Raw genomic sequence first — 19264 nt, forward strand, 5'->3', positions numbered from 1 at the left:
AGGCGACGCTAAGTGTACGGGCAGGGGCGCGGCACAATATCGGCATGTCCCCGCATACCCCGAACCACGAGACCACCGCCCGCCCCACGGCTCCCTACAGCGAGCTTGTAGCCGGTGAGCCCGCCTTCACCGTCGGCTTCGACCTCGACATGACCCTGATCGACTCCCGGCCCGGCATCCGGGCCGCGTTCTCGGCGCTGTCCGCCGAGACCGGCGTGTACATCGACGTCGACCTCACCACCACCCGGCTCGGCCCGCCGCTGGAACTGGAGCTCGCGCACTGGTTCCCCGCCGACCGGATCGAGCCGATCGCCGACCGCTACCGCGCGATGTACCCCGAGCACGCCATCGAGCCGACGCTCGCCATGCCGGGGGCCCGCGAGGCGGTGGCCGCCGTGCGTGAACTGGGCGGGCGCACCATCGTCGTCACCGCCAAGCACGAGCCCAACGCCAAGCTGCACCTGGAGTGGCTCGGCATCGACGCCGACGCCGTGGTCGGCTCGCTGTGGGCGGAGGCCAAGGCCGAGGCGCTGCGCGAGTACGGGGCGGCCGTCTACGTCGGCGACCACACCGGGGACGTACGCGGGGCGCGTACGGCCGATGCGCTGTCCGTGGCGGTGGCGACCGGGCCGTGCGGCGCGGACGAACTGCGCTCGGCCGGCGCGGACGTGGTGCTCGCCGACCTGACGGGGTTCCCCGAGTGGGTGCGCGGCTACGTCAGGGAACGGGCCTGACGCCGCTCCTGTGCGATCGACCGCAGCACGCCCGCCGCGGCGATCACGAAGCCGACGCCCATGAGCATGCAGACGACATAGGCGCCCGACGGCAGCGGGTGCAGGCCGAGGAAGAGCGGGGCGACGGTGGCCAGCGTGGCCACCGCGCCGACGAGGAAGACGATGGCACCGATCCGTACCAGCAGGTCACCGGCGCGCGTGGGGCTGGAGGGGGCGGGGGCCCGGCCCCCGGCGGAAGGAGTATCACTCACCCCAACAGGGTAGGTCCCCTAGCCCCGGGGCGTTTGTCCTCATGGGCCAAAGCACAGCGGAACCACCCGAGGACGTCTTGTCACCGGGCCCGGGACCATTAGCCTTGGCACTGGCGGGTCCTGCGGCCCGCTGTAGTGCTATCCAGAGCCGTTTTCAGCTGCTTCCCGACGAGTACGAGGACGAGGACAGACGTGCCTACCGGCAAGGTCAAGTGGTTCAACAGCGAGAAGGGCTTCGGCTTTCTCTCCCGCGACGACGGCGGCGACGTCTTCGTGCACTCCTCAGTACTCCCCGACGGAGTCGAGGCGCTCAAGCCCGGCCAGCGCGTCGAATTCGGTGTCGTGGCGGGCCAGCGCGGCGACCAGGCGCTCACGGTGACGCTCCTCGACCCCGCGCCGTCGGTCGCGGCGGCGCAGCGCCGCAAGCCCGACGAACTCGCCTCGATCGTGCAGGACCTCACCACGCTCCTGGAGAACGTCACCCAGCAGCTGGAGCGCGGCCGCTACCCCGACAAGACGCACGGCGCGAAGATCGCGGGCATGCTGCGGGCGGTCGCGGACCAGCTGGACGTCTAGAATCCCCGGCTCCCCCTCGCCTATGCGAAGGCGAGCGCGTCCGGGCCGAGGGGCGGTACGAGCCCCTCGGCCGCGGCGCGCGTGAGCAGCCCGCGCACCGCCGCGTAGCCGTCCTCGCCGAGGTCGGCGGTGAACTCGTTGACGTACAGCCCGATGTGCCGGTCCGCGACGGCCGGGTCCATCTCCTGCGCGTGCTCCAGCACGTACGGGCGGGAGACCTCCGGGTCGTCCCACGCCATCCGTACGGACGTCCGGGCGGCCTCGGCCAGCTCGCGCAGCCGCTCCGCGCCGAGCGAGCGCTTCGCGATGATCGCGCCGAGCGGGATGGGCAGGCCGGTGGTGGCCTCCCAGTGCTCGCCCATGTCGGCGAGGCGGTGCAGCCCGTAATCCTGATAGGTGAACCGCGCCTCGTGGATGACCAGGCCCGCGTCGACCTTGCCGTCCCGGACGGCGGGCATGATCTCGTGGAACGGCAGCACGACCACGTCGCCGACCCCGCCCGGCACCTGGTCCGCCGCCCAGAGCCGGAAGAGCAGATACGCCGTCGAGCGTTCGCTGGGCACCGCGACGGTCTTCCCGCGCAGGCTCGCCGGGTCCCCGGCGTCGGCGGACTCCCGGGTCAGGACGAGCGGGCCGCAGCCGCGCCCCAGCGCGCCGCCGCAGGGCAGCAGGGCGTAGTCGTCGAGCACCCAGGGCAGCACCGCGTACGACACCTTGAGCACGTCGAACTCGCCGCGCTCCGCCATGCCGTTGGTGATGTCGATGTCGGCGAAGGTGACGTCGAGGGCGGGCGCGCCGGGGACGCGGCCGTGCGCCCACGCGTCGAAGACGAAGGTGTCGTTGGGGCACGGCGAGTACGCGATCTTCAGCGGCTCGTCCCGCGAAGGCTTCAGAGGCTCGTTCATGGGGTTCTCTCCTCTTCGGTTCCGAGTCGGTCCGCCGGGATCTGTACATCGGCCGGGTCCCGCACGTCTGCCAGGTTCCGCACGTCTGCCGGGTTCCGCACGTCTGCCAAGTCCCGCGAGTCCGCCAGGTCCCCCACGTCCGCCGGGTCCTGTACGTGCGCCAGGTCCGCCCACCGGTCGAAGGCGTGTCCCAGCGCGGCCAGGGCCTCGCCGATCCGCCAGGCCGCCCGGTCGCGGGGGCCCACCGGGTTGGAGACGGCGCGGATCTCCAGCGCGGGCACGCCGTGCGCGGCGGCGGCCTCGGCGACGCCGAACCCCTCCATCGCCTCGGCGAGCGCCCCCGGATGACGGTCCGCCAGTTCGGCGGCGCGCTCGGCGGAACCGGTCGCGGTGGACACGGTGAGCACGGTGCCGGCCGCGGCGCCCGTCGCCTCGGCCACGGCCCGTACAAGATGTTCCGGCGCCCGGTGCGCCACGGTCCCGAAGCCCAGTTCGGCCGTGGAGCGGAATCCTTCGGGCGTCTCGGCGCCCAGGTCGGCGGCGACGATCGCGTCCGAGACCACCAGCGAGCCGACGGGCGCGGCGGGCTGGAAGCCGCCGCCGATCCCGGCGGACAGCACGAGCCCGTACGGCTGGGAGCGGAGCGCGGCGGCGGCGAGCGCGGCGGACGCGCCGGCTCCGGCGGCGCCCGGGCCCACGCCTGCCGCGAGCACGTCGAGAACGGGCCCGGCGGGGTGGCGCACCCGGTGCAGTACCCCGCCCGGCACAGCGGTCTCCTCAGGCTCCCCGGCGGGCGACGCGCCGCGCACGACCGCGTCGCGCTCGGCGGGAACGGCGGTGACGACGAGTACGCGCATCAGTCGGGAAACCCTCGGCTCGGCTCGGATCAGGAGCCCTTGCGCTCCAGGTTGAAGTGCCACATGCCCTTGGCCTCGCCCTTGCCCAGCTCGATGACCGTGACGGTGACCTTGTCCATCAGGGTGGCCTGGCCCATCTGGTTCTTCTGCGTGAAGAGGGTGTCCGCGTCGAAGGTGCGGTACGTGTTCTTCGTCGGCTCCGGCATGACCGGCCCGCCCGCGACGACGACCCAGCCGGTGTCGGCGATCTTCGGCTCGACGCCGATGCGCACCTTCGCGCCCGCGTCGACCTTGACGGTCTTGCCGTCCTTCTTCGACAGGCACTTCTCCATCACGGACTTGGCGAGCGCCTTGCCGTCGCCGAAGCAGCCGGCGGTGGCCTCGGAGGTGACGGTGTTCGAGCCGACGGTCACCGTGGCCAGCGGAGTCGGCTTGTCGCAGGCGGTAAGGGCGACAAGCCCCAAGGTCACGGCACCGACGGCGGCAGCGGCGCGGCGGCCCTTACCCCGGGAAAACAGAGCGGTCATGCGGGCAGGTTATCGGTCGCCCCCGCTCACGCCACGCGGGGGTGCGGCGTGCCGCGCCGGGCGGCGGTCAGCAGGCCCCGTACGGAAGCGCCCACGCCCAGCGCCACGACCGCCGCGGCGACCGACATGCCGAGCACCCCGTTGAGCGGCAGCAGGATGCCGATTCCCCCGCCCACCACCCACGACATCTGCAACAGCGTCTCCGAACGCGCGAACGCGGACGTACGGACCTCCTCCGGCACATCGCGCTGGATCATCGAGTCCAGCGACTGCTTCGCGAGCGCCTGCGAGATGCCCGCCGTCGCCGCGACGACGGCGAGCGCCACCGGGCTGAAGAGGACGGCCGCGACGACGGTCGCGGTCAGCGCCGCCGTCAGCACCAGCGCGATCATCGACTCCGGCGCGCGCGAGCGCAGCAGCGCGCCGATGGCCGTGCCGAGCGCGTTCCCGCCGCCCGCCGCGACGGCGACGACGCCCAGCGAGACCGCCGGGCTCAGTCCGCTCATCGGATGCTCGCGCAGCATGAACGCCAGAAAGAAGGTCAGAAAGCCGGAGAGCATCCGCAGCGCGCTGTTGGCCTGCAAGCCGTGCAGTACGGACGAGCCGACCGTACGCAGCCCGAGCGGCCGCGGCCGCCGCTGCTGCCGCGCCTGCCCCCGCCGCCCCCGCTTGGTCAGCGAGGGGGCGCGTACGGGCCGGTGCTCGCGGGTGGTGAGGCGGGCCCGCGCCTCGCCCTTCGCCGAGTCGACCTTGTGGGGCAGCGAGAACGACAGGACCATGCCGACGACGAAGAGCACACAGGCCCCGTACAGCGGCCAGGCCGCCCCGATCTGATGCAGCCCCGCGCCGATCGGCGCGGCGGCCCCCGTGGCCAGCAGCCCGCCGAGCGTCACCCGCGAGTTCGCCTTGACCAGCGAGATCCCCGGCGGCATGAGGCGCGGCACGACGGCGGACCGGACGACGCCGTACGCCTTGGAGGCCACCAGCACGCCCAGCGCCGCCGGATACAGCTCCAGGCTGCCGCTCACCACCGCGCCCGTCATGGTCAGCGCGAGCAGCGCGCGGGTCAGCATCGCGCTCGCCATCGCGGCCCGGCGGCCGTGCGGGAGACGGTCCAGGAGCGGCCCGATCACGGGGGCCAGCAGGACGAAGGGCGCCATCGTGACGGCCAGGTACAGGGCCACCCGGCCGCGGGCCTGGTCGGTGGGGACGGAGAAGAAGACGGTGGAGGCCAGCGCGACGGTGATCAGCATGTCGCCGGCCGAGTGCACCGCGTGCAGCTCGATCAGCTTGCCGAGACCGGACTCGCCCGCGCCGTGCGCGTGCGTCGCCCGCCTGATGAGACGGGCAGCGCCGGTGAACGGGGCGCGCAGGGCGTGACCGGCTGCCCGTCCCGCCCGGCGGAGCGGGCTGCCATGAGCGGACCGGATGGCTCCCACCACGCCATACTGCCCCAAGTCGTGCGGAAGATGGCGCGTTCCCGCTATCTGTCGGTCGGAGCGCGATCATTCGCCGCGCCGACACCGGGCGGCCGCCGGGGATCTGCCGGAGATCTGCCGACGGTCGCCCGGCGGTCTCCCGGAGACGCGCGCGGACTCCGCCGGGCGTCCCCTTCGCGGGTGTCCTTTCCATATCGGGTCGGGCACAGGGAGATCTCCACCCGGCCCGCCGCCCGCGCCGCGCGGACCCGGCGCGGCCCGGCGGTACGGGCACGGGCCCGGCCGCATACGGATGTGAGGCTCGCCGCGGCCCGGGTATCCCCGGCATGGTCGAGCGGGGTAGCGTGCGTAGCGCGCCACCGGCGGTCGTTCTTGGCCGCGCGCCGAGTCTCGATCCCGCAGAATGGGTCATACAAGGTGCGCCCCTGACCGTTCGGGCGCGGACGTCGACGCGGTCCCCAGGTCCGCTCCGTCCGCCGACCCGGCCGTACGGCCGGCGCACTCGTGAGACGGCGTGGAAGAGAGAATCGATCCTGTGAGTGCTGCGATGCGAAGCCGGACCCCTGACCGCCTGTGCGCCGAGGCGGTCGAATTGGCCCGTGCGGCGGCCGAGGAGACGGCGCTCCCCGGAATGGTCGGCGAGCACGTCGAGGTCGCCGCCGAGGGCGACCGCGTCGTCACCCACTTCTTCGCCTGCCAGGAACCCGGCTACCGGGGCTGGCGCTGGGCGGTGACCGTCGCCCGCGCGTCGCGCGCCAAGCTCGTCACCCTGGACGAAGCCGTCCTGCTGCCCGGCCCCGACGCGCTGCTCGCCCCCGAATGGGTGCCGTGGAGCGAGCGGCTGCGCCCCGGCGACATGGGCCCGGGCGACCTGCTGCCGACCGAGGCGGACGACCTGCGGCTGGAGCCGGGGTTCTCCGGCGAGGACGCGCCGCCGCCGAGCTCCGTCCTGGCGGACGAGGCCACGGCGGGGCGGAGCCTGACGGACCTGGCGGACGTCGAGGACGCCGAGCTCACGTCGGAGCGCGATTCGGAGCGCGATTCGGAGCGTGCTTCGGCGCGTGCTGTGGAGCGCACGCCAGAGCCTGCGGCGGGCTCGTCCGCCGAGCCGCCGGCAGGCGGCGGGCCGGTGGCCGGCATGTCGGCGGGCACGACGGACCGCGGCAGCATCGCCGCCGTCGCCGAGGAACTCGGCATGCGCCGGGCGCGCGTCCTGTCCCGGTACGGGCTGCACGCCGCGGCCGACCGCTGGGACGAGCAGTTCGGAGCCAAGACGCCGATGGCGCAGGCCGCCCCGGCATCCTGCGAGAGCTGCGGGTTCCTGGTGCCGCTGGCGGGATCGCTGCGGCAGGCCTTCGGCGTGTGCGCCAACGAATTCGGGCCGGCGGATGGGCACGTCGTCTCGCTCGGCTTCGGATGCGGGGGGCACTCGGAGGCGGCCGTCATGCCGAAGCCTTCGCGGCCGGCGGCTCCGGTCATCGACGAGACGCTGGTCGACCCGCTGCCGCTGCGGCCGGACCGCACGGGCGGGTCGGTCGAGCCGGACGCTCCGGCGGAGGAGCTGGGCCACTCCTGACGGCGTTTCGGGCGTTGGCTTTCCTGTAGGGGCGGATTTCGGCTGCGGGCTGGTTGTGGCTGGTCGCGCGGTTCCTCGCGCCCCTTGGGGTTGCTGGTGTGGTTTTTGGCTGCGGGTGCGCTGTGGTTGATCGCGCGGTTCCTCGCGCCCCTTGGGGTTGCTGGTGTGGTTTTTGGCTGCGGGCTCGCTGTGGCTGGTCGCGCCGTTCCTCGCGCCCCTTGGGGGTGCTGGTGTGGGTTTTTGGCTGCGGGTGCGCTGTGGCTGGTCGCGCAGTTCCCCGCGCCCCTGGGGGCCGCTGGTGTGGGTCGTCGGCCGCAGGCTCGCTGAGGCTCGTCGCGCCGTTCCTCGCGCCCCTTCCGGAGCGGGGCGGTTCTGGGCCCTTATGACGGCTTCGTCGGGTCGTACGGGCGCCGTGCGGACCTCCGTCGTTTGCGGAGCGGGGAGGTGGAGAGCAGCTAGGGGCGGAAGCGCTGTACGTTTCGCGGCAGGCAGTGCGGCGGGAAATTGGTGCGGGGCTAGCAGGGGAGACGACACGTGAGCGGCGCGGCGATGGTGCGAGGAGTTGGCGAGGACGCGGATCCGTTCGGGACCGGGCGGCTGCGGCGCGGGGTGCTGGACGCGTGGGCCGCGTCGCCCGCGCGGTTCCGGGAGGACGCCAACGCCGAGGAGGACCTGTCGCTCGGCGGGTACCGCGACCGGCTCGTCGTCGAACTGGCGCAGAACGCCGCCGACGCCGCCGCCCGGGCCGGCGTGCCCGGCCGGCTGCGGCTGACGCTGCACCCCGGCCGGGACGGCGAGCCCGCCGTGCTGGCCGCCGCCAACACCGGCGCTCCGCTCGACGCAGCCGGCGTGGAGTCGCTGTCCACCCTTCGGGCCTCCGCCAAGCGGGACGCCGAAGAGGGGGAGAGCAGCGCCGTCGGGCGCTTCGGCGTCGGGTTCTCCGCCGTCCTCGCCGTCAGCGACGAGCCCGCCGTGGTGGGCCGCTCCGGCGGTGTCCGGTTCTCGCTCGCGGAGGCGCGGCTGATCGCGGCGGACGCCGCCGCGGCGGCCCCCGGGCTCGGTGCGGAGATCCGCCGCCGCGACGGCCATGTGCCGCTGCTGCGGCTGCCCCTGCCGGCCGAGGGCAGTGCGCCCGAGGGGTACGACACCGTCGTCGTCCTGCCGCTGCGCGACGGCGCGGCCGAGGATCTGACGGGGCGTCTCCTGGCGGGCCTCGACGACGCGCTGCTGCTGACCCTGCCGGGGCTGTCCGAGGTCGTCGTGGAGACGGCGGACGGCGTACGGACGGTGACGCGCCGCACCGACGGCCCGTACACGGTCATCGACGACAGCGCCCGTACCGCCCCCGCCCGCTGGCGCGTCGCGCGCACCGGCGGCCCGCTGGACGCGTCGGTGCTCGCCGACCGGCCGGTGGAGGAGCGGCTGCGCCCGGTCTGGTCGGTGACGTGGGCGGTGCCGGTGGACGCCGACGGCGCGCCCGTACGGCCGAAGACCGCGCCGGTGCTGCACGCGCCGACCCCGACGGACGAGCCGCTGGGCCTGCCCGCCCTGCTCATCGCCTCGTTCCCGCTGGAGCCCACCCGCCGCCACACCGCGCCCGGCGCGCTGACGGACTTCCTGGTGGCGCGGGCGGCCGAGGGGTACGCGGCGCTGCTGGGCGACTGGCGGCCGGTCGGCTCCGGCATCGTCGACCTGGTGCCGGGCCCGCTGGGCAAGGGCGAACTCGACGGCGAACTGCGCCGCCTGCTGCTGGAGCGCCTGCCGAGGGTGCCGTTCCTGCCGAGCGCCGCCGCGGCGCGGGAGGACGATCCGGACGCGGACGGCCAGGACGCCGCCTGGGACGATCCCACCGCGCTCACCGGACCGGCCGCCGAGAGCACGTACGCCCTGCGCCCCGCCGACGCGGAGATCGTGGAGGGCGCCGGGGCCGCGACCGTCTCCGTGCTGGCCGAGCTGTTCCCCAGCCTGCTGCCCGCCGGGCTGGAGCGCCGGGTGGAGCTGCGGGTCCTCGAAGTGGAGCGGGTGCCGCTGGGGGAGATGGTCGACCGGCTGGCCGGGGTCGAGCGGGACCCGGCGTGGTGGCGGCGGCTGTACGACTCGCTGGCCGGGGTCGACCCGGACCGGCTGTCGGGGCTGCCGGTGCCGCTCGCGGACGGCCGTACGGCCATCGGCCCCCGCCAGGTGCTGCTGCCGGGCCCCGACGACGGGGCGCGGCACGACGCGCTCGCCCGGCTCGGGCTGAAGGTCGCGCACCCCGACGCCGCGCATCCGCTGCTGGAGAAGCTGGGCGCGGTCCCCGCGTCCCCGCGCGCCGTGCTGACGACGCCTCAGGTGCGGGCGGCGGTCGCGAACTCGTTGGACGCGGACGACGACGCGTACGGCCTCCTCGAAGGCGACGCGCCGGGCAGCGATGAGCTGGCGGAGACCGTGCTGGCGCTCGTACGCGACGCGCACCTGGCCCCCGGCGACGAGCCGTGGCTGGCGGCGCTGGCGCTGCCCGACGAGGACGGGGAGCTGGCCCCGGCGGGCGAACTCGTGCTGCCGGGCAGCCCGTTCGAGCAGGTCGTACGGGCCGGGGAGCTCGCCGCCTGCGACGCGGAGCTGGCCGAGCGGTGGGGCGAGCAGCCGCTCACCGCAGTGGGGGTGCTCGCCACCTTCGCCCTCGTACGGGCCGCCGACGTCGTCCTGGACCCCGACGAACTGGAGCCCCGCGACGGCGATTTCGCGGAGCCGGACGACGCCGGGCTGCTGGACGCCGTCGACGTGTGGTGCGAGGACGTGCTCGACGGGCTGCCGCAGACGGCGGTGCCCCCGGTGGCCACCGAGATCGTGGCCGTACGCGACCTGGACCTGGTCGACGACGACGCGTGGCCGCTGGCGCTGCGGATGCTCGCCCGGCCGCCGCTGCGGGACGCGCTGACCGCGCCCGTACGGGTCCTGCTGCCCGACGGCACGACGGAGTCGGTGCGGCCGTACGCGGCGTGGTGGCTGCGCGGCCACCCCGTGCTGGGCGGGCGCCGTCCGGCCGGCCTGCGGGCCGCGGGCGGCGACCCGCTGCTGGCGGGGCTGTACGAGGCCGCCGACGCGGCCGACCTCCTCGGCGAGAGCGGCGACGAGCAGGTGCTGCGGGCCCTGGGCGTACGGACCTCCGTGGCCTCCCTCCTGGACGAGCCCGGCGGCGCGGCCGAGCTGCTGGCCCGGCTGGCGGACGACCGGCTGCCGGTCGGCGCGGCCCAGCTGCACGGCCTCTACGGCGCGCTGTCCGCCCTCGACCCCGAGCAGGTCACGCTCCCCGACGAGCTGCGGGCCGTCGTCGACGGCGAGGTGCGGGTCGTGGACGCGGCCGACGCGCTGGTCGCCGACGCCCCGGATCTGCTGCCCCTGACGGAGGGCCGGGCACTGCTGCCCGTACGCCCCGCGCTGGCGGCGGACCTCGCGGAGCTGCTGCAAGTGCGCAGGCTGAGCGAGGAGTTCACGGCGCCCGTGCCGGGCGGCGGCGAGCGGCGCGAGGTGCCGGAAGGCGTGCGGGTGCTGCTGCCGGGCGCGCCGGACTCGTACGTCGAGCACGAGGAGCTGATGGTCGAGGGCGTCGAACTGGATTGGCGCTACGGCCCGGACGAGGTGCTGCACGCCTCGACGCTGGAGGGCGTCGCGGCGGGCCTGGCGTGGGCGGCCGGTCAGTGGCAGCGGCGCTTCGAGGCGGCGGCGCTGCTGGAGGACCCGTCCCGGACGGAGGAGCTGGCCGAGGCCCGCTGGTTCGACTAGGCCCGCTGGTCCGCCGGTTATACGAGCCGGCTGGTCCGCCGGCTATACGAGCCCGCTGGTCTGCTGGTTATACGGGCCTGCTGGTCCGACCGGCCCGCTGGTTCGACCGGCCCGCTGGTACTGCCGGCCCGCTGATTCGGCCAGGGCTCTGTCCCAGGGGCGGCGGCTCCGGCCTCCGCCCCTCCGCCCTTCCACTCTTCCGCCCTTCCACCCCTTCGCGCCGCGCGCCCGGCGTCCCGGCGCGCGGCCGTTGCGTGTCCCGGCGCACCCGTGTACGTCTGTACGGAAAACGAACATGCCTGTGAGCGTGTGGTGTTCCCTGTTCACCACACGCCCCAGGTGCCCGGTCCCCCCAGCACCCCCCTGCCCAAGGTGATCCAGCGCCGTGGGCCTCGGGCCGCAGTGGCCACCCCCGTAAGCCACTGTGGGCCGGCTCCGGCGGCCGGATCACCTGGTCCACGACCCTAGGGCGGCGCGGGCGCGGCGACGAGGTTCACCTTGCACTGCGGGGCGGGTCACGGGTTTCAGAAACCACATTCACCAACATCGGGAGGTCGGGTGCAGACGCGGGAGAGTTCGGAGACCGGCGGCGCCATCGGAGCGCGGTGGAGCATCGAGCGGGCCGAGGACGTGCTGCGGATGCAGAGTCTCGCCCGCTCCGGCGGGACCCGGGCGCTGCTGCGCTGGCTCGCCGCGCGGGCCGGCGGCTGGGCGGGGCTGCTCGACGCCTCCGGCACCGTGCTGTGCGCCGCCATGCACCACCGCCCCGCGATACGGGCGCACGACGGGCACGGCGCGTCCGGGGGGCAGGCGACCGCGCTGGCCGCCGGGGCGGCGCGCAAGCTCACCGACCGCGGGCTGCGCTCGGTGACCCTGGACGGGGACGCCGAGACGGCCGTCCTCTTAGCACTCGGCGGGCCCCGGCACCGGCAGGGCCTCGCCCTCGGCGTCGTGGTGGCCGGCCCGCTGCCCGACCGGCTGTCCGCGCTGCTCGCCGACGTCACGCTGCCGCTGGCCCTGTGCTGGGAGGCGGAGAGCGCCGAGCGCAAGCGGCGGCGGGCGGACCTCGCGGAGTCCCGCAGCCGCGAGGCGGTGCTGCACCTGCTGATGATCGGGCAGCTCGCCACCGCCCACCAGATCGCGGGCGCGCTGCGGCCCAGACTGCCCGAACTGATGCGGGTGTACGTGGCCGAGTGCCCGCCGGGACGCCGCGACGACGTGGTGCGGATGTGCGCCGAGGCCTCCGAGGGGCGCGCCTGGGTGGTGCGGTGCCCCGTCTACTCCGGCCACGTGATCGCCCTGACGCCCCCGCCGCCCGGCGCCGCCGGACCGCTCGACCGGGCACTGACCTCCATGGCGGGCGACTGCGCCGTCGGCGTCAGCGACGACGTGCCGCTGCGGGAGACGGCCGTCGGCTACGCGCAGGCGTTCCACGCCCTCGCCATCGCCCGCGCCCACACCGACCGGTACGCGAGTTTCGGGGCCGCCCCCGAACTGGCCCTCGTGGCGGGCGGCGTGGCCACGCCCTGGGCCCGGGAACTGCTGGAGCCGCTCACTTCCCACGCCCCCAAGCGGCCCCAGGACCCCAGCGGCCAGGAGCTGATCGCGACGGCCTCGTCCTGGCTCGCGTTCTTCTCCCGCGCCACCGCCCATCTGAAGATCCACCGCAACACCCTCGCCGCCCGGCTGCGGCTGATCGGCCAACTGCTCGGCATGGACCTCGACCGGCTCGCCGACCAGTCCGCGCTCGCCCTCGCCCTGCGCGTCCACGCCGCGCCCGTACCGCCGCCCGACCACCGCCCCGGCGACCCGGACACCGCGCCCGCCCACACCCTCGACGACCTGCTGGCGCGCCCCGCCGTCCAGCGGTGGGCCCACATCCAACTGCGCCCGCTCGCCTCCGAGGGCTGCCCGGCCGACCCGTCGTCGACGCTGCGCACCTGGCTGGAGCACGACGCCCAGCTGAGCCGGACCGCCGCCGAACTGGGCATCTCGATCCCCGGCGCGCGCAAGCGGCTGACCCGCCTGGAAGCGCTGCTGGAGCGCTCCCTGCTGCACGCTCCGAGCGCGCGCCACGACCTGTGGCTGGCCTACCGGGCCGTGGGCCTGACGCCCGCCCGAGCCCGGACCTGAGACCGTCCGCTTCTACGGGGCCGGGGCCGGGGCGGGTACGGGTACGGGCACGGCCGGCGCTTCGGCGAGGAGCCGCTCGTACGTGTGGTGGCGGCGGGTCGCCGTGCGGTGGTGCAGCAGCTCCGCCGCCCGTGCGTGCTCGCCGGTGTCGGCCAGGGCGCGCGCCAGGGTGTCCTGGACGATCTCCCGCTCCACTCGCACCCCGCCGATCCGCTCCACCCCGTCACCGAGGCCGGAGAGCAGGCCGACCGCCGCGCCGGGGCGGCCCGCCGTCAGGTGGGCGAGGGCCTCGGCGACCGGGGCGAGGGCCTCGCGGTACTCGGCGCGCGGGTCGCCGGCCGCCCGCCGGGCCAGCGCGTGCAGGTCGTCCGTGGCGGCCTCCACGGCCAGGGCGAGGGCCAGGTTGAAGGTGTGGAAGACCTCCGCCATGCCGCCGGGCGCGGCCAGCAGCCCCCGTACGCGCGCGAGGTCGGTGCGGCCGGCGGGGGACTGCCCGACGAGCAGCAGCCGCCAGTTGGTCGCGGCCCGCATCCCGACGTCCGAGTCGGCCAGCACCGCGTCCGCGCGCCGACGGGCGTCGGGGAAGTCGCCGCAGGCGATCGACTGGAGGGCCGCGTGCCAGTTGAGGTGGCGGAACTGCAGGGCCTCCGGGTCGTCCGCCAGCCAGCGGTCGAGGGCGTCGGTGGCGGCGGGACCGGCGCCCAGCTCGTGCTCGGCGTGCGCGCGGGCGTGCACCGCGACACCGGCCCGGGGGTTCAGGACCAGGGCCCGCCCGGCGAGCTCGTGGGCCTCCTCCACCCGGCCCGCCTCCACCCGCGCCCAGGCCAGCCGGCCCGCCCAGACCCAGCTGTCCGGCCCGGCCCGTACGTACTGCTCCTCGACCAGGGCGTCGCCGCGCTCGCGGTAGGCGGGGTCTCCGCAGGCGTGGAACGCGTCCAGCATCAGCCCGGCCACCTCGTCCGCCGGCCACCGGGCGAAGTGCGCCACCAGGTGGTCGGCCGCGAGGCGGTACTGGCGCAGGGCGCTCAGGAACACGCCGTAGACCAGGCTCGCCTCCCGCGCCCCGGCCGACTGCGCGTCCTCGTACGCGATGACCAGCTCATCCTTCAGCGCCGCCTCGCCGAGGGAATCCCCGGTGGCCAGCATCAGCAGCGCCCGCGCCAGACCGCAGCGCGGCTGCCCGGCCGTCCACTCCCGCAGCAGGGGCAGGCCCTGCCCGCTGAGGGCCAGCATTTCCTGTACGGCCTCGTCGCCCACCGGCTCACCTGTCCGTACGGGCGCGGGCGAGGGGCCCGTCACTCCGAGGAGAGGAGCAGCACGGTGCAGACGAAGCCGCTGTTCCCGCAGTGGTTGCGGGACAGGTGCAGGGGCAGGACGAGGCGGTTGCCGCTCGCCGCGCCGCTGTCGGCGGCCGTGCCGCCCTCGGCCGCTGCGCGGCCCACGTTGAGGCAGCTGTTGCCGAACGCCGGGTTCCCGATCCCGATGATGTTGGCCTCGGCGGTACCGGCCGGGAGCAGCGCCGTCCCCGCCGCCGCGCCGACCACCGCGCCCACTGCCCCGGCCCGTCTGCCCGCAGCCCGCATGTCCACGATTGGTGTCCCTCCGTCGCGGGGGCACCGGCCCCGGTGCTCCCTGTCCAGACCGCGCCACGGAATCCCGGGCCGCACGACGCCCAACGACGAGGACCTCCGCTGGTCACCCTCCGGAGTCATTGACGACAATCAGTAATGAATCAATGAATTCATCAGACCGGGAACCGCTTGCCCACCCAGCGCCAGACGACCTCCAGGACCGCCGAGGCGACGGCCGCGATGCCGACGGCGGCCCACGGCATCGTCGTGCCGACGAGCTTGAGCGCGAAGAACGTCTGGAGCCACGGCGTCACGAGCACGATCAGGAACCCGGCCGCCATCGCCAGGACCAGCCCGACGCGCCACCAGGTGTACGGGCGGGCGATGATCGCGAGGACCCACATGGAGACGATGAACAGCGTCAGCGTCGCGACGCTCGTCTCGGCGTCGAGGGCGCCGGGCCCGCTGTAGCAGTGCCGGGCCAGCAGGTACGCGACGAACGTGGCGGCGCCCGCGATGACGCCGGCGGGCACGGAGTAGCGCATCACCCGGCGCACGAAGTGCGGCTTGGCGCGTTCCTTGTTGGGGGCCAGCGCCAGGAAGAAGGCGGGCACGCCGATGGTCAGCGTCGACAGCAGCGTCAGATGGCGGGGGAGGAAGGGGTACGGGACCTGGGAGCAGACGACGAGGATCGCCAGCAGCACGGAGTAGACGGTCTTCGTCAGGAAGAGGGTGGCGACGCGGGTGATGTTGCCGATGACGCGGCGGCCCTCCGCCACCACGGACGGCAGCGTCGAGAAGCTGTTGTTCAGCAGCACGATCTGCGCGACGGCCCGCGTCGCCTCGGAGCCGGAGCCCATCGACACGCCGATGTCGGCGTCCTTGAGCGCCAGCACGTCGTTGACGCCGTCACCCGTCATCGCCACGTTGTGGCCGCGCGACTGGAGGGCGGCCACCATGTCCCGCTTCTGCTGCGGGCTGACGCGCCCGAACACCGCGCCGTCCTCCAGCACCGCCGCCATCTCGTCCCGGTCGGCGGGCAGCCGCCGGGCGTCGACGGGGTTCTCCGCGCCGGACATGCCGAGCTTGCCGGCGACGGCGCCCACCGAGACCGCGTTGTCGCCGGAGATGACCTTCGCCGCGACGTCCTGCTCCGCGAAGTAGCTCAAGGTGTCGGCGGCGTCCGGCCGCAGCCGCTGCTCCAGGATGACGAGCGCGGTCGGCCGTACGCCCTCCGCCACCCGCGGATCGTCCAGCCCCCGTTCCGTACGGGCCAGGAGCAGCACCCGCAGCCCCTGCGCGTTGAGGCCGTCGATCTCGGCGAGGGACGCGTCGCCGTCCGGCAGCAGCACGTCCGGGGCGCCGAGCAGCCAGACGCTGTCCTCGCCGCCCGGGCCGCCGAGGGCCGCGCCGCTGTACTTGCGGGCGGAGGAAAACGGCAGGGCCTCCGTGGAGCGCCAGCCGTCGGCGGCCGGATACGCGTCGATGATCGCCTGGAGGGAGGCGTTGGGCCGGGGGTCGGACTGGCCGATGGCGCCGAGCACCTGACGTACGTACGACTCGTCGGCGCCGTCGAGCGGACGCAGCTCCGTGACGTCCATCCCGCCCTCGGTCAGCGTGCCCGTCTTGTCGAGGCACACGACGTCGACGCGGGCCAGCCCCTCGATGGCGGGCAGCTCCTGCACCAGGCACTGCTTGCGCCCGAGCCGGATGACGCCGATCGCGAAGGCCACCGACGTCAGCAGCACCAGGCCCTCGGGGACCATCGGCACGATGCCGCCGATCACCCGGCGGACCGCCTCGCGCCAGTCGTGGTTCTGCACGACGAGCTGGCTGACGATCAATCCGATCGCGGTCGGCACCATCATCCAGGTCACGTACTTGAGGATCTGGCTGATGCCGGTGCGCAGCTCGGAGTGGACGAGCGTGAAGCGCGACGCCTCCTCGGCGAGCTGCGCCGCGTACGCCTCGCGGCCGACCTTCGTGGCGGTGAACGCCCCGCCGCCCGCGACCACGAACGACCCGGACATCACCTTGTCACCGGGCTTCTTCAGCACCGGATCGGCCTCGCCCGTCAGCAGCGACTCGTCGATCTCCAGCCCGTCGGCCTCCAGGATCTCGCCGTCGACGACGCACTTGTCGCCCGGACCGAGCTCAATGGTGTCCCCGAGGACGATCTCCCCGGTGGGAATCGCGGCAGCCCTCCCGTCCCGGCGGACGGTCGGCTTGGACTCCCCTATGACGGCCAGGCTGTCGAGCGTCTTCTTGGCGCGCAGCTCCTGGATGATGCCGATCGCCGTGTTGGCGACGATCACGAACCCGAAGAGGCCGTCCTGGATCGGACCGACGACCAGGATGATCAGGAAGAGCACGCCGATGATCGCGTTGAAGCGCGTGAAGACGTTGGCGCGAACGATCTCCCCGGTCGACCGCGAAGACCGGACCGGCACATCGTTGACCTCGCCACGAGCCACCCGCTCGGCCACCTGCGCGCTGCTCAGCCCGGGGTTCCCCGACGGCGGTACGGGCTCTTCGACTGCGGTCTGCGCCGGATCGGTCATGCCAACGACGGTACGGGCCGCACGCCAGGTTCACCCCTCGGATATACGCGTTCGGCCGCGTGGCAGACATTTCATCAACCGTCCACCGACGGAACGCGTCCACCGACAATTCCAGCCGGTCCAGCGTTCGAGGACACGCCGGGCCCAGGCAATCCAGCCGGTCCGGCGCTTGAGGACACCGGGGCTCAGCCAATTCAGCCCGTCCGGCGTTTGAGGACATCTGTGACCCGCGCACTCACGCGGCCCCGAGCCCAGGCAATCCAGCCCGTCCGGCGCTTGAGGACAAAGGCTCAGGGGCGCAGCCCCGAGCCCCAGGGCGCAGCCCGGAAAGCTAGGACTCCGACCGCGGCTCCGCCGCCCCGGCCCCGTGCCGACGAATGGCGGCGTCGCGCTTGCGCACGTACCAAATGCCCAGCAGCCCCAGCGCCGCCGCCGCCAGACAAGTCCAGACCCACCACAGGTGACCGTTGTCGTGGAACCACCCGTAGAAGGGGAGCTGGGCGAGGAAGAGGATGAACCACGCGATGGTGCCGCCGGTGATGGTGGCGACGACATTGCCCTCGTAGGGCTCCGGCGCCTCGTGCCGTGGGGTCCACTTCGTCATGGGTTCCAGCCTAGACGGTGGTGTCGGGGCGGCCCCCCGGGGTGGGGACACGGCCGGAACCGATGGTTCATAGGGGTCTACGCGCGGAGATAGCAATTGATGGCTTGTTTATTCATACTGAAACCGCTCGTATCTGACCGGTTTCTTTCGTTTGATCATCCAAAGATCGACTCACGAGGGTCTGTTCGGCTCCGGAGTGCCCAGTGTTATCGGCGCTGCGGCTGGTCCCCAGCAGTCCCGCTCGCCTTTCCGCGCCTCCCCGGAGGCCCGTACGACTGAGGTCCCGCATGTCCCCCTCGGCCACTGCTCCGGTCGACGCCAAGCCGCCGCTCCCGACGCCGCCCAAGAACCCGATCGACGCGTTCTTCAAGATCTCCCAGCGCGGTTCGACCGTCGCCCGCGAGCTCCGCGGCGGGCTTGCCACCTTCTTCGCGATGGCCTACATCATCGTCCTCAACCCGATCATCCTGGGCGCGGGCGAGGACAAGTTCCATCACCAGCTCGACAACGCGCAGCTGGTCACCGCCACCGCCCTGATGGCCGGGCTGACCACGATCCTGATGGGCGCGATCGGCAATGTGCCGATCGCCTGCGCCGCGGGGCTGGGCATCAACGCCGTCGTCTCGCTCCAGCTCGCGCCCAAGATGAGCTGGCCGGACGCGATGGGCATGGTGGTGCTGGCCGGCCTGGTGCTGATGGTGCTGGTCGTCTCGGGGCTGCGGCAGCGCGTGATGGACGCGATCCCGGGCGGGCTGCGCCGGGCCATCGCGATCGGCATCGGGCTGTTCATCTCGCTGGTCGGACTGGTCGACTCCGGGTTCGTCTCGCGCAACCCGGACGACGCGCACACCACCGTCCCGCTCGGCCTGGGCTCGGGGGGCCAGCTCCAGGGCTGGCCGGTGCTGGTGTTCGTGATCGGCCTGGCGCTGATGTTCGTGCTGACCGTGCGCAAGGTGCGCGGCGCGATCCTGATCGGCATCGTCGCGATGGCCGTCGTCGCGATCGTCATCAACTCGATCGCCACCATCCCGGACGCGGGCTGGGGCCTGTCGGTGCCGACCGTCCCGGACCACGTCGTGGGGGCGCCGGACTTCTCGCTCGTCGGCGACATCAGCCTGTTCGGCGGCTTCCACGAGGTCGGCATCCTCACCGGCTGCCTCTTCGTCTTCACCGTGCTGCTGTCCGGCTTCTTCGACGCGATGGGCACGATCATCGGCGTCGGCGAGGAGGCCGGGCTGACGGACGAGCGGGGGCAGCTGCCGGGCATGGGCCGGATTCTGATGGTGGACGGCGTCGCGGTCGCGGCCGGCGGGTTCGGCTCGGCGTCCGCCAACACCTGTTTCGTGGAGTCCACGGCAGGTGTCGGCGAGGGCGCCCGTACCGGCCTGGCGAACTTCGTGACCGGCGGGCTCTTCCTGCTGGCGCTGATCTTCACGCCGCTGGCGACCGTGGTGCCCTCGCAGGCCGCGACGCCCGCGCTGCTGGTCGTCGGCTTCCTGATCATGTCGGCCAACGTCCGGGAGATCGACTGGAGCGACTTCACCATCGCGATCCCGGCGTTCCTGACGATCATCTCGATGCCGTTCACCTACAGCATCACCAACGGCATCGGGCTCGGCGTGCTGGCCTTCATCCTGCTGCGGATCGCCGACCGGCGGGCGCGCGAGATCCCGTGGCTGCTGAGCGTGGTCGGGGCGTGCTTCCTCGTCTACTTCCTGCTCAACCCGATCGAGCAGCTGCTGGGCGTGAAGTAGCGCGGCGGTGA

Annotated in this window: 15 protein-coding genes; 6 read left to right on the forward strand and 9 right to left on the reverse strand. The window is 73.8% G+C overall.

What is annotated here, in order from left to right; all coding sequences use genetic code 11:
* Positions 1-44: 44 nt before the first annotated feature.
* Positions 45-734 carry a haloacid dehalogenase-like hydrolase gene (locus AB0I22_RS16840; protein ID WP_363131540.1) on the forward strand — a complete coding sequence of 230 codons (690 nt, stop codon included), beginning with the start codon at positions 45-47 and terminating at the stop codon, positions 732-734.
* On the opposite strand, the gene AB0I22_RS16845 is transcribed toward AB0I22_RS16840, so the two are convergent.
* On the reverse strand, positions 713-985 hold the full coding sequence (locus AB0I22_RS16845; RefSeq protein WP_363131541.1) for a hypothetical protein: 273 nt from the start codon (positions 983-985) through the stop codon (positions 713-715). The genes AB0I22_RS16840 and AB0I22_RS16845 overlap by 22 nt on opposite strands.
* Positions 986-1177: 192 nt before the next feature.
* Between AB0I22_RS16845 and AB0I22_RS16850 the strand changes: the two genes are divergently transcribed.
* Complete coding sequence (locus AB0I22_RS16850; protein ID WP_363131542.1) at positions 1178-1561, forward strand: cold-shock protein; 384 nt, start codon at positions 1178-1180, stop codon at positions 1559-1561.
* 20 nt (positions 1562-1581) lie between these two features.
* Here AB0I22_RS16850 and AB0I22_RS16855 read toward each other — a convergent pair whose 3' ends face one another.
* The 4 genes from AB0I22_RS16855 to AB0I22_RS16870 are packed head-to-tail and all read right to left on the reverse strand — an operon-like array spanning position 1582 to position 5289.
* Positions 1582-2466, reverse strand: coding sequence for a 1,4-dihydroxy-6-naphthoate synthase (locus AB0I22_RS16855; RefSeq protein WP_363131543.1), 885 nt, complete (start codon positions 2464-2466; stop codon positions 1582-1584).
* On the reverse strand, positions 2463-3323 hold the full coding sequence (locus AB0I22_RS16860; protein ID WP_363131544.1) for a futalosine hydrolase: 861 nt from the start codon (positions 3321-3323) through the stop codon (positions 2463-2465). Before AB0I22_RS16860 ends, AB0I22_RS16855 begins: the two co-directional genes overlap by 4 nt.
* Before the next feature lie 29 nt (positions 3324-3352).
* Entirely contained in the window at positions 3353-3850 is a 498-nt protein-coding gene (locus tag AB0I22_RS16865) for a hypothetical protein (protein WP_363131545.1), read from the reverse strand.
* A 26-nt stretch (positions 3851-3876) separates the two neighbouring features.
* Entirely contained in the window at positions 3877-5289 is a 1413-nt protein-coding gene (locus tag AB0I22_RS16870) for an MFS transporter (protein WP_363131546.1), read from the reverse strand.
* 535 nt (positions 5290-5824) lie between these two features.
* On the opposite strand from AB0I22_RS16870, the gene AB0I22_RS16875 reads away from it, so the two are divergent.
* The 3 genes from AB0I22_RS16875 (at position 5825) to AB0I22_RS16885 (ending at position 12763) form a co-directional block, all read left to right on the forward strand.
* On the forward strand, positions 5825-6865 hold the full coding sequence (locus tag AB0I22_RS16875; protein WP_363131547.1) for a DUF3027 domain-containing protein: 1041 nt from the start codon (positions 5825-5827) through the stop codon (positions 6863-6865).
* Positions 6866-7414: 549 nt separating this feature from the next.
* On the forward strand, positions 7415-10630 hold the full coding sequence (locus AB0I22_RS16880) for a molecular chaperone Hsp90 (protein WP_363131696.1): 3216 nt from the start codon (positions 7415-7417) through the stop codon (positions 10628-10630).
* A gap of 639 nt (positions 10631-11269) precedes the next feature.
* Positions 11270-12763 (forward strand): helix-turn-helix domain-containing protein, encoded by a 1494-nt coding sequence (locus tag AB0I22_RS16885; RefSeq protein ID WP_363131697.1) that lies wholly within the window; start codon positions 11270-11272, stop codon positions 12761-12763.
* Between the two features lie 12 nt (positions 12764-12775).
* On the opposite strand, the gene AB0I22_RS16890 is transcribed toward AB0I22_RS16885, so the two are convergent.
* The 4 genes from AB0I22_RS16890 to AB0I22_RS16905 all read right to left on the reverse strand — a co-directional run bounded on the left by AB0I22_RS16890 (position 12776) and on the right by AB0I22_RS16905 (position 17499).
* Positions 12776-14062: a hypothetical protein gene (locus AB0I22_RS16890; protein WP_363131548.1), complete on the reverse strand. Its 1287-nt coding sequence runs from the start codon at positions 14060-14062 to the stop codon at positions 12776-12778.
* A complete protein-coding gene (locus AB0I22_RS16895) occupies positions 14059-14346 on the reverse strand; it encodes a chaplin family protein (protein WP_363131698.1) in 288 nt (95 codons plus the stop codon). The genes AB0I22_RS16890 and AB0I22_RS16895 overlap by 4 nt, the downstream gene beginning before the upstream one ends.
* 161 nt (positions 14347-14507) lie before the next feature.
* Positions 14508-16895: a cation-translocating P-type ATPase gene (locus tag AB0I22_RS16900; RefSeq protein ID WP_363131549.1), complete on the reverse strand. Its 2388-nt coding sequence runs from the start codon at positions 16893-16895 to the stop codon at positions 14508-14510.
* A 331-nt stretch (positions 16896-17226) separates the two neighbouring features.
* On the reverse strand, positions 17227-17499 hold the full coding sequence (locus tag AB0I22_RS16905; RefSeq protein WP_363131550.1) for a DUF2530 domain-containing protein: 273 nt from the start codon (positions 17497-17499) through the stop codon (positions 17227-17229).
* Between the two features lie 287 nt (positions 17500-17786).
* Here AB0I22_RS16905 and AB0I22_RS16910 point away from each other — a divergent pair, with 287 nt between their 5' ends.
* Positions 17787-19253 carry an NCS2 family permease gene (locus AB0I22_RS16910; RefSeq protein ID WP_363131551.1) on the forward strand — a complete coding sequence of 489 codons (1467 nt, stop codon included), beginning with the start codon at positions 17787-17789 and terminating at the stop codon, positions 19251-19253.
* The last annotated feature ends 11 nt before the right edge of the window (positions 19254-19264 follow it).

Origin of the sequence: Streptomyces sp. NPDC050610, from assembly GCF_040654875.1 — a bacterium.
Taxonomy (GTDB): Bacteria; Actinomycetota; Actinomycetes; order Streptomycetales; family Streptomycetaceae; genus Streptomyces.

Coding starts and splice junctions, on each gene's coding strand:
- AB0I22_RS16840 (WP_363131540.1), top strand. CDS start 45: ATGTCCCCGCATACCCCGAACCACGAGACCACCGCCCGCCCCACGGCT.
- AB0I22_RS16855 (WP_363131543.1), bottom strand. CDS start 2,466: ATGAACGAGCCTCTGAAGCCTTCGCGGGACGAGCCGCTGAAGATCGCG.
- AB0I22_RS16860 (WP_363131544.1), bottom strand. CDS start 3,323: ATGCGCGTACTCGTCGTCACCGCCGTTCCCGCCGAGCGCGACGCGGTC.
- AB0I22_RS16865 (WP_363131545.1), bottom strand. CDS start 3,850: ATGACCGCTCTGTTTTCCCGGGGTAAGGGCCGCCGCGCCGCTGCCGCC.
- AB0I22_RS16880 (WP_363131696.1), top strand. CDS start 7,415: ATGGTGCGAGGAGTTGGCGAGGACGCGGATCCGTTCGGGACCGGGCGG.
- AB0I22_RS16885 (WP_363131697.1), top strand. CDS start 11,270: ATGCAGAGTCTCGCCCGCTCCGGCGGGACCCGGGCGCTGCTGCGCTGG.
- AB0I22_RS16895 (WP_363131698.1), bottom strand. CDS start 14,346: ATGCGGGCTGCGGGCAGACGGGCCGGGGCAGTGGGCGCGGTGGTCGGC.
- AB0I22_RS16900 (WP_363131549.1), bottom strand. CDS start 16,895: ATGACCGATCCGGCGCAGACCGCAGTCGAAGAGCCCGTACCGCCGTCG.
- AB0I22_RS16905 (WP_363131550.1), bottom strand. CDS start 17,499: ATGACGAAGTGGACCCCACGGCACGAGGCGCCGGAGCCCTACGAGGGC.
- AB0I22_RS16910 (WP_363131551.1), top strand. CDS start 17,787: ATGTCCCCCTCGGCCACTGCTCCGGTCGACGCCAAGCCGCCGCTCCCG.